Consider the following 14,401-nt stretch of genomic DNA (forward strand, 5'->3'; position numbering starts at 1 on the left):
CGATTTTGCGAAAAAGGAAGGTGGGGAAGGGTAGCTGCTTATATATAGCAGCAGCTACCCTACCTTACCCCGGGGTAGAATTACCCTTAATTACCCCTGCCTACCCCAACACGATATTTGCCGTCAGAACCATGCTCAACCCAGTTATTTAAAACACCTGTTTTAAGATAATTTTTTGCAGTTCGGTCGCTCATGCCGCCTACTGCCATAATTTTATCTATAGTGTCATTATGGCCCAATGGTTCCTGGCCTGTTAAGGCTGCACGCACAATGCCCTCAATCTCCAATAATTTTTTTTGTGATGTCGACACTGTTATTGGCGCATTTACTTCAATATGGTAGCCTTTTTCTTTATCATATTTGAAATAAATAGGCTGTAAATCTCCAACGCTCGCTTTGCGCATAATCTTTGGCTTTGCAACACTGATTTCGTCTTTCTTCTCAATACTAATCAGCCCATAACATTTACGTTGTAATTGACTGCCGAAATGCCCGCGTTCTTTATCAGAGCCAGGATTTTGGTGTACTACGACTATAACAGGACAATGATATTTTATAGCCAGTTGGGTAAAATATTCAACTATTCTATAGGCCTGTTCCTCATCATTAACCGATGTGATATAATCTGCGCCGCCATCAATGAAAATACTATGTATGCCATTGAACCTTTGGTTTACAGCTTCGCAGATTGCATCAGTGATGGGTTGATAATTTTCAATCGTTAACTTCCTTACATTGTACGCATGTAAATAGTCTGGAGTACTTACTAAACCGGCTCGCTTTTGTGCAGTTCTAATATTATTCTGTTGGTCAGATTCTGTTTGTTCTGTGTCGAAGTATGGAACTCCTTTTCCTAATGGATTTGGCGCAACCTTGATCTTTCCTAACATTTCAACTATTCCGGTACGACTTATTGCGCCAGCAATCAAGGAATTAATAAAACTTGTTTTACCGGCTTTTGATTGTGCGCTAATACCTGTGATGTTGCCTGCCGCACCAATTCCCGCACCTTCCCAAGTCATGACGGGTTCATTGTTAGGATAAACCTTTTCTGTCGTCACTCGCCAATCCTCAAATTCTTCTAACTTTTTTTCGTCTAATTCACTTTCACCTGTAAATTTTTTAGTATCAGTTACGGGTGCACTTCTTTTATTACCATTCTTGTATATTTGCGGTAGACCTTCAGTTAAATCTTTTCCCGCACTTTGCTTAGTACTCATTGTGCGGGATTTTATTTAGAAGCAATTAATTTATCAATGTGATTGTCTACTTCAGTTTGGGTGTATTGTTTACCATTCAGAAGCCAAGCATCAATTTCTGATTTTAGAAAACGTAGTTTTTTCGAATCCTTATAATAAGGAATTTCATTTTTGCTGACCTTATTATAAATAGTTTGTTTAGTCGGCCTGTCAGGAAGATATTCACAGAGCTGTGGAAGGTTAAACCACTGAGGAGATGACGAAGGAGGTTCATCTTTTTTCTTTGTATCAGAAAAGTAGGTTTCGAGTGCTTCCCGAATTAAGCTGCCAAGCTCCGGACGAGAAAGTTGAGTTAAGATTATATGATCCATTTTCGAAATTTTAAATACGTAATTGGCAATAGTGCCATTTGCGATTCGCTGTTCGAAGATGAAATAAAAACTAAGTAAATTATAGTGCTTTTTCGATGGGTACAGTCAGGTGGTTTTGTATAAGTTTATGATAATCAATTATTTAAAATGATTGAAGAAAAAGGTACAGTACGGTACAGTAACATTTTTATGTACCTTATTAAAAAGTGTTGTTTAGGATTGTTCTCTTACTTCAGCGTTTGTAGTAGAGTGAAGTAGAAATCTATCATTTGAGCTTTTAGAAGTCGAAGAGGCTTTATTATTTGATTGTCATTTTCACAAATGTAAAACAGCAACAATGAAATAGTAGTATTAAGATGATGATTGCCATTGAGACCGCCTTTCATAGGATACCTTGTTAACGGCAGCTTTAATTTTCATGATGTAAGTGAAATTTCTTTATAATATTCCTTTGTCAATGAGAAACTGTTTTAGATAAAATGAAAATTCTTTGTCTATGTCTGCACATTCAATTACTTCTTGTCGCAGAATATCTTTCAATGCGCCAGCCGGTTCATTTTCATACTTATCAATTAAATTTTGAAGTTCTTTAATTGCATCAGTTCTCCTTTCTATTAGTTCCTTTCTATTTAGTCTTATTTCGCGGTGTGTCAATTCACCACGTCTACTGTTGTTTATATGTAAAACAATGGGTCCAAAAGCCCGTAAATGATCGTCAATTTCATCTTTGTAAGGATTTAGGAGCTTGCAAGTTTTATCAACTGTATCACTTTTATAATTGTTGCACCAATAGCAAACAAATGAAAGATTATCCCATGCGAATGTTAGTCTTGGATAAACTGCTTTGGGTATTATATGTTCTATATCGCCAGGGTATTGATGTGTTACATAACTTTCACAGTAGGCACACTTTTCGTTTGTTTCAAGCATCACAGCTTGCTTAACATCGTGATGTCTGTATCTACCCTTTACATGATCAGGCGCACTTGTACCAGCAAAAACATGTTGCATTAAGTCAGTCGTCCACTGCAAACCATTATTAATTAAAACTTGTGGCTTGGGTCTCTTGGTCAGTTTTATCATTTCTTTTTGCTTTGTTCTAAAAGGTTTGCTACTGATGTAGATACATATTTTTCCAATCCAACTGTTTTTAATTCCGATTTGAAAGCTGTTAGGTTTTCAGGTGTAATTCCTGTTTCCGAGTATTTTGAAATGATCGTTTCGATTTTATCATCAACCCAATTTGGCATTGTCGTTTCTATCCCTAAAACCTCTCGAAGAATATCGTTAGCACTTCCTGATTTCTCAATGTTCTCTAAAAGTAAAGATTGGACACGATTATCCTTGTTGTAATTCAGAACATACACATTTGAGTCTGGAACAGAACTTATAATAAAAGGATTATGGGATGCAATTATAAATTGAGTATTAGGAAAAGCTGTTAAGAAATTAGGTAGTAATGTTTTTTGCATTTCAGGATGGAGATGATTTTCAGGTTCATCAAACGTAATAGCAAATGCAGCCTCACTTTCGTCAAACATGTAAATCTGCCACGCTAAATCAATGATTGAGGCTACACCACCCGAAACTGCATCAAGTGCAAATTCACCAGAAGATGTTTCTAAAATAACTTCAGGGATTCTAATTGCAAATTTCTGAAATCCAAGTTTTGGTGGCAAAACGGTTCTCAAAATATTTTCAAATCCTTCAAATAGCTTTATTGCCTCTTCATTCTTTGTTACAACCTGATTTCCGTAACCAAAGGTCGCTAAAGAGATTAATGTTTCCTTGATGTAGTAATTTTCTGTGTGGTCGGTTCTATTACCTTGATAGCGTTGAACACTTGAATTCTTATATTTATTAAAAGCACTTTGTTTTGATACAACCTGAGTTGATATGTTTTGAACTGCTTGGTATTTGTATATTGGGCGATTAGAGGGAATGTGAATGCCTTTAATAAATTTTTGCCCTTGTAAATTTACATTGTATGTTGAACCGACAATAATCGGGACTTGCATTGAGCATATAGTTCCATCATCGTAGATAATTTGTCCAATCTCATGTTGCTGCTGCTCATTTTCCTTTTCGCTTTCAAATAGAAATTTCCAAAAATCAGATATAAATTTTAAGCCCCCAGTTTTTTTATCCTTCTTGGGGGTTCCAACCAATTCAGTTGGCCAACCATAGTGGTGATTTAAAAGATTGAGTATAGTAGTTTTGCCTGCACCATTTGCCCCAGTTAAAATTGTTAATCTTGGATGAAATTCAATATCAACTTTCTCAAACTGTCGCCAAGTATTTATTTTGATTGATTTAAACATTTTGTATAGTTATAAGCCGTCATATCAAAGCTATCAGTGCCCCTAAACTTAACCAACGACTCCGCGCAACCGTTTTGCGTTAAAATTACATAGAATTATCGAAGTTGAATCTAACTTCGTCAGCTGCACTATTGTAAAACCAAATTTCTACATTCGCTATATTTTAGTCACTTGTCCAGATGTTATATTTACGGTATAACTAAAAGTCCCTTTCTCGCCACCGTACGAAGTGTAATTACAATTTACAGTTAAGATTTCTCCATTTCTGGATATTTTCTTACTATCAATGCGAAGGTTGGTTGATATTTGCCCTGCAATTGCCTTCTCTGTTCTCCAAAGTTCCTTTTCTACCTTATAGTCCCACTTAATGAAATATGGGTCATCTAAATATATGGCTTGGTCATAATCTACAAGATAGAAATTATCTCCCTTAAAACGGCTACGACCATTTTCATATAACTTGGCTATCGGATTTCCATCAATGTCATAAATTGTATATTGATTTTTATTATAGTTCACATCATTTATGTTTACGGAATACCCATCATTATATAATACGCTTCCATTGAACCAAATGATAGGGTGAAATCCGTCTCTTACATTCTTGTAATCGGCTTCAATTTTCTTCAAATATGTACTATTTTTAAAAAAGTAACGATTTTGCTTTATTCCTATACTATTCTCATTAGCCCGTATCAAGGTAAATGAAATGTTTCCGCTATTATAAACCGGGTAAATCAATGTTTTGTTGAGTACTGTTTTCCGTACCTCGCCGTAACCGAGGTTTTCAATTAGTAATGTGTCAAGTAATTTGGAATCCACCCAATTTAAGATTGATTTTTTTATTTTTTTATCGCCAATGTTAATCCAAAGCTTTCCTTCTTTACTACCATAAAATAGAATTTTCGTTGTATCGTCAGAAAAGCCCCCCAAGGTTAAGTTTGCTATTTCATCAGTTTTTATTCCGTATTCTTTTGCTATTCCTTCTTGTTCCGAAATAATAGCATGAGGAATCGAAGGTTCGTCAGTTTTCGCCTTACTACAAGCATTTGTTAATAAAATAATTCCTATCCAAAAGCAATTAGTTAGCCGAATAAAATACCTTAATGAAAATGTTTCATTAATAACGTTTTGGAATTTTTTGATGTTTGTTTTGCAATAAATTTTTGGATGAGATAGCAGCAGAAGTAGTGGAACAATAATTTTTTTCATACTTATAATTAATACTACCGCCCCAAGTAATCATTAAAAATAAAAAAGCGTGGGACTTTAAGCATGTGAGTAAGAAGGTACTGGTATACCCAACATTCCACAGCAAAGCCCACGCCGTAGCGTGAGCGTTTTTGCTTTGAGAATGTTGAAAGATTACCAGTTTTTCTTACTTCAATAGCTAACGCCAATATTTTTCGCCTCAAAAATAGCATAAAAGAGGATATACTTACTGACATTCTATTATTTCCCAATTTATCTTCTTGTTCTTATCTTCCCTTCTAAAACTGAAAATATGGAACATCCAATTCATCAATACACATCAATCCATAGTTTAGCGCACATTTTGAAATCAAGAAAGATAAGATTTACGCGACTTGATTGTTTAGATGACAAAGTAGAAAATGAGGGTATTCCACCGCCAATCGCAAAAACATTCTACGTTAGCTGCTGGGTCGAAAACAAAGAAGAGAGCATAGAAATGTGGAGTCTATATGCAAAGTTTACAGGGGTTAGAATTTCACTTGCAAAGGATATGTTTCAAAAGCATTTTATACCTTATGCTGATAATGGGGGGTGGTATTACGGCCAAGATGGATACAGGCCACTTCCCTTAGACCAAATACGAACTGATGATTTTATAATTACAAATCCATTTGCGCAAGAAAGCGATTTTTATGTCAAAGTAAATTACTCCGAAAACCCAAAAGCCCTTCGCGGAAATTTGTTTTCACATTCAGATCGGGGGTATGAGATCAAAAACTTTAGAGAAATAGCAGCGCATAAGCATACAAGATGGCAATTTCAAAATGAACATCGATTCTATTTGATGATTATGCCTTTAATACCTTTACACCTTTGTAATGGTGATAGAAGTAAACAAATGCAACAAATTGCCATTTATGATAATCATTCCAATGCTTTTTCTCACTTTGACTTACCTCTTTCCAATGACGCTATTGACAATATAGTTGTAACTGTGTCTCCAAATGCACCAGAAGCGGATTATATTATAGTTGAATCATTACTTGAAAAGTATACTAAAAATGGAAAAATTCGCGAAAGTGAGTTGAGAGATATTATAGCTCCTAAGTAAAAAATCATTTGGTTTCCTAAGCGTTTCAGCTACTCTGTAGGAAAATACAAACCTGCGAAAAGGGTTGTTTTAAAGCGATTACATATTTATTTATTATACAGATTTCGATGAAATTATAAAATTCCGATACGCTTGATCCATCGATTTTTTAATCTCGGCGCGACCATTTGGCCCATCTTCTTTGCCTTTCAGTAATTGATTGCCTATATTTTTATGGAATCTCCGGTCAGCAAAAATGGCTAAATCTTTGTTTGGCTTTTTCCCTCTTGTCTGTACAATTTTGTTTGTAAAAATACTTTTCTTGTTCTGCCATAACCAGTCCACAAACGCAGCAATCCTAATAGCTGTTTTTCTTTTCCCAAGTAATTGTTCTTCTAATTCAATATATGAGCCCAATACGTCAGGGTTAATGTAGTCCTCCCACTTGTCATTTTGGTTTTCATCTTTATAATGATTTTTCAAGTAGCTGTTTAAAGATTGTTTTGCTGCTTTAAACCTATCTTTTATCGCTGGATCAAATTTAATATTTTGGGCCCATTCTGCTATTGCAATAGGAACGCTTGTGTTATAATTTTTAATTGTTTCGACAATAGCAGAAGCTAATACGATATTCTCAAGCTTTCCAATTTCGCTAAGTATTAAATCTCCTTCATCCTTTGCAAATTCAGTTATAGGTAAAGGTTTTTCGTATAAGCTTACCTGGCAGAAATTCATAAATAGTTTGTCGATTTCTAACAGAATTTCAAAATCTGGCGAATCACAATCTATAGTCGAATCCGTTCCTGCTACTCTTTGGTATTCTTCCAACACTTCTTCTTTAAACTCTTTTAAAATGGTTTTATTAGAATCTGTTTCAATATTATCATTCATACTATGCAGTTTTGTTTTTAGGAATTAATACATCAGTTGCATCTTTGATCGTCTCTTTATCGAAAGAGTCAAGATAATTTTTAGTTGTTGTCGCGCTGGAATGACCCAAAGCCTCCCGTATCAATTCTATACTTGCATTATTCTTTTTTAAGGTTGTTGCAAAACTATGCCTTGCTGAATAGGTTGAAAAGTGCGGTAGTTTCAAGTCTTTAGCCACTTGCTTTAGTTTTTTATTCGTATAACAAATAAAATTCTTAGCGGTTTTGTGAGCAGTTTGCGAATCCATCTTATTATTGAGAATAGGGAATATGTAATTTTCAGTATTTATACTTGGATGGCTATACTTCCTAATGATCTCCCGCGCATCGTCTTTTATGTGAACCGTAATCGTTTCGCTTTTTTCTTTAGTTTCTTCGGTTTTTTTACGAGTAAACACAATATAATCACCTTCTATATTTTTCCATCTCAAAGATAGCAGGTCACTAAAGTTCATGCCATTACAGAGATAGCTAAGCTTCCAGAAATCCACGGCTTTTTGTACTGCCGCGAGCGGACTTGTATAAAAATAAAGTTTCGTAATTTGCTCAAACGTTAGCGCCTTTTTTATGTTCTTTGCCGAAGGCGGAGCGTATTTCTTTTTTTGTGAGCGACGTACTCTGAATGGGTAATGATCTTGGGTTATCAATCCGTCTTCAATTGCTTCATTGAAGATAGTTCGCAAAGTGCGCGTATACATGGAGATGGTAGTTCTGCTTTTATCTGATTTGAGCATCCCTTTTTCATAAGCGTTTAAAAGTTCAGGTGTAATATCGGCCAGCTTTAAGTTTAATTTAAACTCATTGATAGAGTTAATTGCATTTTGGTATGTTTCTGCAGTACCGAATTGTTCATTCGATTTCAGATGTTTTATTTTTTCATTATAAATGCTGGTTAAACTATTATTAGCTTCTCTGTTGACAAGAAAAAGCCTTTCAAACCCTTCAAATGTAAAAACTTTCATACGCTTGATGCAATCCTCGGCCTTACTTTCAAACGAACGGAAAGCCATGCGGTAAAGTTCTTCTGTATTAGTACGTTTAATGGGCTTAGCAACGGGCAATCTTTCATCACCCACTTTCTTTTTTACAATTTCTACTCCATTGTAGATACGGTTAAATTCCTTTTCCGTAAATGTGCGATCAAGTTTCAGATCTTCGGCTATTTTCCCATCTTCCGCATATTTTCTATGATCTGTGGGGTAGTACCTGGATACTCGATTAGCTGTTATCCTAAGTTTAACATAGTAACCGCCATCAGATGATTTAAATCTTGTGTTAAGATAGATTTTTGCCCTTGCCATAAAGATATTTTAAGATAATTCGACATGTCAGGTATTTAGTGACAAACATTTTGCAAACAACTGACAAACAAATTGAATAATTAACTAAATAGCAAAAGTAAAAAAATTATACGGTAAAATAGCCTTATATATTGATTATTATGGATTTTCGTATAAATTTTCGCATGTTTTATATGCTGATAATTACTATTAAAATGTGCCTTCTAAGCAGTAGGTCATTGGTTCGAATCCAATCCGGGTCACAAACAGAAGTCTTATATGATTAATTATCAGTTAATTGTATGAGGCTTTTTTATTTGGGGTAAACATAGGGACAACATTTGATTATTCTCTTTCACTGCCAATAAATATATCCAATAGCAAGAATGAAGATACTGCAATTTTACTATTGTCTATATTAACGATTCATTCTCTTTTTTTAAATTCAGCCAGTTTTTTACTCAATGGAAGAATCATATTATAGCTCATTACACTTACACCAGTAATAGGTGTTAAAATACTGTTTAATACGAACAAGATGCCTGAAATCCTGGCAGTTATCTTTATAAATCCAATTTCCACAGGCTTCTCCTGTACAAAATTCACATTGAAATTTCGTCAACATCAATCAAATATTGGGGAATATCTTAAAACGGACTGATATTGAGTATAACCTTACCTTCTGTAAATCTAAAAGGGATAACCAACCGTGGGTATTTATGAACCTGATCATAGAAATCCAGGCTCCAGCGAAAATTGAGGTTAACAACATTTTCACTATACCTGTACTTAGGACATAAGCCACCCTTTTTTTTCTTAACATAATATATCAGTTCATAGCCTCTCTTATCCTTTACAGGAAATTTCTTGATTTTACATGTAAGTATACCAATTGAACAGTTCCGTGTGTCTGCTATCTTTTCTTTAAAGTAGGAGTAGAATACGCTTTTGTTGAGAAGATCTGTTCCTACTTTCTGTGACTTTAATGCAGGTAAAAATGCTGATGGGGCTAAATTTATGCAGCTTGTTATCAGCGAATTTAAAATGTATTTTAGTTCTTTATCCATAAAGGACGAAACAAAGTTCTTTACTTTTTCTTTTTAAAAAGGAATGGGCTGGATGGGGTATGGGTCTTATTATTATCTGCCTTTTCTCTATCAGTAGAAAACTCAACCTCTTTTTGGGAAGACCTTTTTGCTTTTTGCTCAATGTTAAACTCATAACAGTTAAACTGTAATGTTTCTTGAGGAGCGATTAAAAAGGTTCCTAATCCAATTTCGTTAACGAAAGTTATTTTATATACCGAATTGCTTATTTGCTCCACCTCGGGCTTTCTCAAAGCTGATACTTTGGTTCCAAACGTTACTATTCTACCCTTTGAAGTACTTTCTCCTTTGTATAAGACTAAGTTCGATGGCTGCAGCGACATCGTTGAAGGGGCATCCCCCCGCTTAATTTTTATATAAAATGAGGGGCGTTTATCGTTAATAGTAAAAGAAGCCTTTTTTCCGATAAGTTTTGCTTTGGAAGAAGTTCTTCCCCATACAATGTCAAAAGGCATAATATTTTTTAATGGCAATAAATCAAAAACTCCAGTCTCCGGGTTTTTATAGTAAACACCTTCTGCACTAAGTTGAGATATATCCCTCGGTGCATCCTGGTCAATATCCAGCGCCGTGTTCGGCTTATTTTGTTTAATCGGTTCCTTTTCAAGTACAGGTTCAGTAATTATCGATACTTGATTCATCATTAGCAATACGATAGTATCCGGAATGTTTTCCTTTTTAAGCTGAATAAGAGCATCCGTGTTTAAATCAAAGCTCTTTACCGGCGCGGTTTGTATTTTTTTTAGTATGACTTCTTTTGACAAGCCGCTTTTATACATTTTGATTATACCCTCGTTTTTTAGGGCTTCTGTGTTTTGGCTATAAACTGTAATGAAATTTATTGCTGTAAGTAGTGTAAGAATGTAATTTCTCATTTAAACTTTGCTCTTGATAATTATTTATTTAGGCATACCATTTACAAATGGTATCAGTTACAACTTTTAGAAATACTGACGATAATGGTAATTAGCACTCCTAACAAAATCTGTCCCATAATCATCTGCCCCGTTTTTATACCGCCTTCTTTAATAGCAACTTTAGACATACTAACTGTATCATTTACTAATTCAACAGCTTGCTTTTTCACTTTCCGTATCCAATCCTTTAATACTTCATCGGAAAAGTTGTAGTCGTATGTATAACTACCAGCTGTTGCATTTGCTCCTGAGTAAATTTTATCTTCCTTTTTAGTATTGAATTCATTTTTGAAAAGAATGTATGTTTGGTCATAACGCTCTTTTCTTTGCATATCAGAAAGAAATAAATAAGCTTCATTAATAAGTATCATTTGTTCATGTGCTAAAGGGTTGTCGTTAATATCTGGATGCCAATTTTTTGCTAATACTCTGAATGCTTTCTTTATTTCTTCCTGATTAGATGGAAACTTAATTTCAAGAACTGCATAATAATCGGTAAACATTATCCTTTCTTTTGGTTATCTGGTTTCCATTTCCATATGGCGGCAGTTGCAGCTATAACACCTGTCATAACAGCTATTCCTAAACCTCCGCCATGTTTAGTGCCCGTAGCATCTCCTAAGCCAACACCAACTACTGCCCCGATAATCCATACAATGACTATTAAAATCAATTTTACTCCTGTTCTCATTTTTTTAAAAATTTTAGTTTATAGATATTTTTAATGATGACTTTATTTTGAGAAAAGCAGAACTCCATTTATATCCATCTTCTCTGTTTTCAAATGTTATAGAATACATTCTGTTTGTATTTTGTATTAGGTAGGTTTCTACAGTAACAGCCGGGTTAGTGCCTACTTTTCTCTTATAGCCAAATTTAATGGCCTTGTAGCCATTAATAGTTGTTGCCTGTGCTTTGTTCCAGGTAATAATGACAGCATTCATTGAAGAGGCTTCATCCTTTATCTGATTTTTAAAAAAATTATTTACATCATTTACATCTCTTAGGGTTACCGGTGTTGTTATAGAATTAAAGTCGCCGTAAGAAGTTCGAATCATAACCCTTGCATAAGTATCAAGGCCTTCACTAAGATTGTTAAGTCCTTTTTGTTGAAAAACAACTTTAGAGGCAGCAACCCCATTTATGGCTTTTACATTATCGGCGTACTTTTTATACGCTCCACCTTGTATTTCCATACTTGCCGGGCAATAAATTTGCCCCATTCCTTCAATTATCACAGAAGATTGCGATATGCAGATAATTGTAGAAAAAAGACATACAGAAAAAAGTATTAATGGTTTTGAAATATGTTTAATCCATAATAAATTTCTCTCTTGCTTTGCTTGCTTTTTCATAAGTTTCATAATTGTATATTTTTCTGCTTTTGATTTTTCCTTTATATACCGAACCACTTGGAGATCTTTTGTAGGATTTTACGTAATCATCAAGAAGTTTGTATTTGTTATTCTCATCAAGCTCAAATTCTGACATTTCCAGTATATCACTTGTTACATAATAATTTTTAATTTCTAGACCGTTATCTTCGGAAACCTCTAGAACAACAAAAATGTATTTTGTAGAATTTGTTATAGATGATTGGAGAGCTTTATTATCTGATTGAATGCCTAATTTCATTTCCTCAGCAGCCTTACTAATAGCTTGGGCAGCAGAATCTGCAGTTTTCTCTACATCCCTACTCAAACTATCGAGCAGAGCATCTGTATAATACTCATTATCGCTGTAATTTTCATTACTGCTAACTGGATTTTGACTTGTGTTTGCTTGATTATCTGATTCTTGAGGATTGTTTACGCAGCCAATAACTACAAGTGCAATAAAGTAAAGAAATGTTGCAGCTAATCTCATAAGAAGTTTTTAATAGCAAATATAGGCAAATATGCTTATAGGTTTATTTGCCTTATTCCCGATTTTTATTTTTGTGAATAAAGAGGAGCGGAAAATTCTGGTTGATTTTGGCAAAAGGCTTAGAAGCGTTCGCCTAAGTAAAGGTTTTACCCAGGAAAGGCTGGCCTTTACCATCGGTGTTGAAATTTCTCAAATAAGCCGGATTGAACGTGGAATTATCAATACTTCGCTACTTAATTTGATAAAAATATCTAACACCCTTCAGATTCCACCGCAGGAACTATTTGAGTCCGCTCAATAGAAATATTTAGTTACCATTTATAAGTAGTTGTTGTTTTTATGCCTCCATAGCTGTTGCTATGGGTGGTGTTTTTAATGGTGCCATTGCTATTATAATTCGTTTTATAAGTGGAGTAATTACCATTGCCATAAGAAGAAGTGGACGAACTGGATCTTATATTTCCGTTAGTATAAACATTGGTGGATGAGCTGTAGCTATTTCCATAAGCAGATCGGTTGGTATTTACATTGGTAGAACGGCCGAGTGTGCTATAATTTTGGCTCGAAGAGTAGCCACTTCCATAATTTAATGTCGAATTGTAATTGTTCCTGTAACCGGATGAGTAAGAGGAAGTTTTACGCGCCTGTCCATAACTAAAGCCTGTTATTATTGATAATAATAAACAAAGCAACATTACTTTTTTTGTCATATTGTTAATTTTAAGCTGTTACGTTATCTGTAATTTCGTTATCCTGCCAAAAATAATATTACCGGCTTTTCTTTTTTACGGTTTCCCGTATAAAAAAATTTCTGCATTATTAGTTGGCATTGAAATTATATTACAGGCAAAGTAATAGCAAAAAAATAATGGATGGAAAGTGTTGCAATATTGCAAACCTTATAAATCAGTTTCCCAGGTAAGCAGACTTCTGTCCAGATCTATAGATTTTATTATATCCTTCCCAGTTATATAATATTTACTGGCATAGTAATCTGAAAATTCTTTTTTAAAGGACGCTTTAATGCGGCTGATATGTGTCCGTAGCGCTTTTTCATCAGAGTTTCCAAGTTCCTCTATACTCTCTTCCATTTTATCCATATCCAGCCGGTAGGAAATTCTTTTATAAATGTCCAACAACTCTTTTTTATAAAGATCCCAATCCCCCGTATAAACCCCTTTTGGGTGGCGCAGGATAAGGAAATAGATAGCTTTGGTTAAATGGCTTAGCTTAATTTCCCGGTTCTGGTAATCGGGTAGCAGGATTTTAAAATCTTTGTCAATAACCATACGGCTGATTTTAGGGGCCTTTTTCGATGCCTCCTCAACAATTTTTAATACAAGTGGGGCAATCCTGAAAAACTGGCCGTTTTCTTTTAATGCATTCAGCGCCACTTTAATATTACGTACATGGTTCGCAGATTCATTATCAAGCTCGGTATCACCATAAAAATCAGGATCCTGAGCATAGCATATTTTTGACGCGTGCCATCTGGAAATTATAGAATAAAATGAGCTTACAAATTCATCTATCGACTCATTCTTTTTCTTACTTATGAGACAATACTTCCTGCCTAAGACTCCTATAAAGCCTGTTTTGATCGGTCCTTTATAATTGTAAAAGCTCAGAATCTCGTTTCCGGCAAATTCACTTTCAGTATGGTTTGTTTGATCTTGAAGCTTAACATTATTCCAATCGTGAAAGGGAAAATAGTAGTGCAGATTAAAAGCATTTATATCCGGGGACTGTTGAGATAATCTTTCTACATAGTTCCAGCGTCTAGCAGCAAATGCTTCGGCAATTTCTGAATGATTGTTTTGGATGTAATTCCGATACTCTAAATTGTTTGTTGTGTCAAAAAAGCAGATAAGATTTCTTTCATGCACTTCAAAAAACTCGTTTTCCATCAGCCAATGGCTACCTAACTTTTTCGCAGGTCGACCGCTGTTGACGTTATCCTTCCTAATTTCATCAACGTAAAACCAATCAATTTCATCTTTTGGGCGATTAGTGTAGAAACTTGAACGCGTTTCTCTTATAGAAAGCAGGTGCTCTCTATATTCATAATTACTATTGTCGGTCTTTTGTTGTTGTTTCTTAAAAAATTTGTGCCACATTCTAAAGTTTT

At 34.7% G+C, this 14,401-nt stretch carries 16 protein-coding genes; 2 read left to right on the forward strand and 14 right to left on the reverse strand.

What is annotated here, in order from left to right; translation table 11 throughout:
- Positions 1 to 86: 86 nt before the first annotated feature.
- The 5 genes from ACYVBM_RS10050 to ACYVBM_RS10070 all read right to left on the reverse strand — a co-directional run bounded on the left by ACYVBM_RS10050 (position 87) and on the right by ACYVBM_RS10070 (position 5,103).
- Positions 87 to 1,220, reverse strand: a complete 1,134-nt coding sequence (locus tag ACYVBM_RS10050; RefSeq protein ID WP_460685523.1) for an AAA family ATPase — start codon at positions 1,218 to 1,220, stop codon at positions 87 to 89.
- 11 nt (positions 1,221 to 1,231) lie between these two features.
- On the reverse strand, positions 1,232 to 1,570 hold the full coding sequence (locus ACYVBM_RS10055; RefSeq protein ID WP_460685524.1) for a helix-turn-helix domain-containing protein: 339 nt from the start codon (positions 1,568 to 1,570) through the stop codon (positions 1,232 to 1,234).
- A 438-nt stretch (positions 1,571 to 2,008) separates the two neighbouring features.
- Positions 2,009 to 2,653, reverse strand: a complete 645-nt coding sequence (locus tag ACYVBM_RS10060; RefSeq protein WP_460685525.1) for an HNH endonuclease — start codon at positions 2,651 to 2,653, stop codon at positions 2,009 to 2,011.
- Entirely contained in the window at positions 2,650 to 3,891 is a 1,242-nt protein-coding gene (locus ACYVBM_RS10065; RefSeq protein ID WP_460685526.1) for an AAA family ATPase, read from the reverse strand. Before ACYVBM_RS10065 ends, ACYVBM_RS10060 begins: the two co-directional genes overlap by 4 nt.
- A gap of 156 nt (positions 3,892 to 4,047) precedes the next feature.
- Complete coding sequence (locus ACYVBM_RS10070) at positions 4,048 to 5,103, reverse strand: hypothetical protein (protein WP_460685527.1); 1,056 nt, start codon at positions 5,101 to 5,103, stop codon at positions 4,048 to 4,050.
- A 292-nt stretch (positions 5,104 to 5,395) separates the two neighbouring features.
- Here ACYVBM_RS10070 and ACYVBM_RS10075 point away from each other — a divergent pair, with 292 nt between their 5' ends.
- Entirely contained in the window at positions 5,396 to 6,196 is an 801-nt protein-coding gene (locus ACYVBM_RS10075) for a hypothetical protein (protein WP_460685528.1), read from the forward strand.
- A 93-nt stretch (positions 6,197 to 6,289) separates the two neighbouring features.
- Here ACYVBM_RS10075 and ACYVBM_RS10080 read toward each other — a convergent pair whose 3' ends face one another.
- From ACYVBM_RS10080 to ACYVBM_RS10110, 7 genes are all read right to left on the reverse strand, one after another.
- Complete coding sequence (locus ACYVBM_RS10080) at positions 6,290 to 7,066, reverse strand: hypothetical protein (protein WP_460685529.1); 777 nt, start codon at positions 7,064 to 7,066, stop codon at positions 6,290 to 6,292.
- Between the two features lies 1 nt (position 7,067).
- Positions 7,068 to 8,405 (reverse strand): tyrosine-type recombinase/integrase, encoded by a 1,338-nt coding sequence (locus ACYVBM_RS10085; RefSeq protein WP_460685530.1) that lies wholly within the window; start codon positions 8,403 to 8,405, stop codon positions 7,068 to 7,070.
- Positions 8,406 to 9,471: 1,066 nt separating this feature from the next.
- Complete coding sequence (locus ACYVBM_RS10090) at positions 9,472 to 10,365, reverse strand: hypothetical protein (protein WP_460685531.1); 894 nt, start codon at positions 10,363 to 10,365, stop codon at positions 9,472 to 9,474.
- A 53-nt stretch (positions 10,366 to 10,418) separates the two neighbouring features.
- Positions 10,419 to 10,910, reverse strand: coding sequence for a DnaJ domain-containing protein (locus tag ACYVBM_RS10095; protein WP_460685532.1), 492 nt, complete (start codon positions 10,908 to 10,910; stop codon positions 10,419 to 10,421).
- Positions 10,910 to 11,098 (reverse strand): hypothetical protein, encoded by a 189-nt coding sequence (locus ACYVBM_RS10100; RefSeq protein ID WP_460685533.1) that lies wholly within the window; start codon positions 11,096 to 11,098, stop codon positions 10,910 to 10,912. The genes ACYVBM_RS10095 and ACYVBM_RS10100 overlap by 1 nt, the downstream gene beginning before the upstream one ends.
- A gap of 13 nt (positions 11,099 to 11,111) precedes the next feature.
- The gene (locus tag ACYVBM_RS10105) at positions 11,112 to 11,771 is read right to left on the reverse strand and encodes a hypothetical protein (RefSeq protein ID WP_460685534.1); all 660 of its coding nucleotides are present in this window, start codon (positions 11,769 to 11,771) and stop codon (positions 11,112 to 11,114) included.
- Positions 11,719 to 12,273, reverse strand: coding sequence for a hypothetical protein (locus ACYVBM_RS10110; RefSeq protein WP_460685535.1), 555 nt, complete (start codon positions 12,271 to 12,273; stop codon positions 11,719 to 11,721). The genes ACYVBM_RS10105 and ACYVBM_RS10110 overlap by 53 nt, the downstream gene beginning before the upstream one ends.
- 31 nt (positions 12,274 to 12,304) lie before the next feature.
- Between ACYVBM_RS10110 and ACYVBM_RS10115 the strand changes: the two genes are divergently transcribed.
- Positions 12,305 to 12,574: a helix-turn-helix domain-containing protein gene (locus tag ACYVBM_RS10115; RefSeq protein ID WP_460685536.1), complete on the forward strand. Its 270-nt coding sequence runs from the start codon at positions 12,305 to 12,307 to the stop codon at positions 12,572 to 12,574.
- Positions 12,575 to 12,584: 10 nt separating this feature from the next.
- On the opposite strand, the gene ACYVBM_RS10120 is transcribed toward ACYVBM_RS10115, so the two are convergent.
- Both ACYVBM_RS10120 and ACYVBM_RS10125 read right to left on the reverse strand, forming a co-directional pair.
- Entirely contained in the window at positions 12,585 to 12,983 is a 399-nt protein-coding gene (locus ACYVBM_RS10120) for a hypothetical protein (protein WP_460685537.1), read from the reverse strand.
- 189 nt (positions 12,984 to 13,172) lie between these two features.
- Entirely contained in the window at positions 13,173 to 14,390 is a 1,218-nt protein-coding gene (locus ACYVBM_RS10125; RefSeq protein WP_460685538.1) for a hypothetical protein, read from the reverse strand.
- Positions 14,391 to 14,401: the final 11 nt, after the last annotated feature.

Source organism: Niabella aquatica, from assembly GCF_054779315.1.

Excerpts from the sequence above, each read along its gene's own strand:
- ACYVBM_RS10115 (WP_460685536.1), top strand. The coding sequence starts at position 12,305 with ATGCTTATAGGTTTATTTGCCTTATTCCCGATTTTTATTTTTGTGAAT.
- ACYVBM_RS10075 (WP_460685528.1), top strand. The coding sequence starts at position 5,396 with ATGGAACATCCAATTCATCAATACACATCAATCCATAGTTTAGCGCAC.
- ACYVBM_RS10100 (WP_460685533.1), bottom strand. The coding sequence starts at position 11,098 with ATGAGAACAGGAGTAAAATTGATTTTAATAGTCATTGTATGGATTATC.
- ACYVBM_RS10090 (WP_460685531.1), bottom strand. The coding sequence starts at position 10,365 with ATGAGAAATTACATTCTTACACTACTTACAGCAATAAATTTCATTACA.
- ACYVBM_RS10120 (WP_460685537.1), bottom strand. The coding sequence starts at position 12,983 with ATGACAAAAAAAGTAATGTTGCTTTGTTTATTATTATCAATAATAACA.
- ACYVBM_RS10050 (WP_460685523.1), bottom strand. The coding sequence starts at position 1,220 with ATGAGTACTAAGCAAAGTGCGGGAAAAGATTTAACTGAAGGTCTACCG.
- ACYVBM_RS10085 (WP_460685530.1), bottom strand. The coding sequence starts at position 8,405 with ATGGCAAGGGCAAAAATCTATCTTAACACAAGATTTAAATCATCTGAT.
- ACYVBM_RS10060 (WP_460685525.1), bottom strand. The coding sequence starts at position 2,653 with ATGATAAAACTGACCAAGAGACCCAAGCCACAAGTTTTAATTAATAAT.
- ACYVBM_RS10055 (WP_460685524.1), bottom strand. The coding sequence starts at position 1,570 with ATGGATCATATAATCTTAACTCAACTTTCTCGTCCGGAGCTTGGCAGC.
- ACYVBM_RS10065 (WP_460685526.1), bottom strand. The coding sequence starts at position 3,891 with ATGTTTAAATCAATCAAAATAAATACTTGGCGACAGTTTGAGAAAGTT.
- ACYVBM_RS10070 (WP_460685527.1), bottom strand. The coding sequence starts at position 5,103 with ATGAAAAAAATTATTGTTCCACTACTTCTGCTGCTATCTCATCCAAAA.
- ACYVBM_RS10080 (WP_460685529.1), bottom strand. The coding sequence starts at position 7,066 with ATGAATGATAATATTGAAACAGATTCTAATAAAACCATTTTAAAAGAG.
- ACYVBM_RS10095 (WP_460685532.1), bottom strand. The coding sequence starts at position 10,910 with ATGTTTACCGATTATTATGCAGTTCTTGAAATTAAGTTTCCATCTAAT.
- ACYVBM_RS10105 (WP_460685534.1), bottom strand. The coding sequence starts at position 11,771 with ATGAAACTTATGAAAAAGCAAGCAAAGCAAGAGAGAAATTTATTATGG.
- ACYVBM_RS10125 (WP_460685538.1), bottom strand. The coding sequence starts at position 14,390 with ATGTGGCACAAATTTTTTAAGAAACAACAACAAAAGACCGACAATAGT.
- ACYVBM_RS10110 (WP_460685535.1), bottom strand. The coding sequence starts at position 12,273 with ATGAGATTAGCTGCAACATTTCTTTACTTTATTGCACTTGTAGTTATT.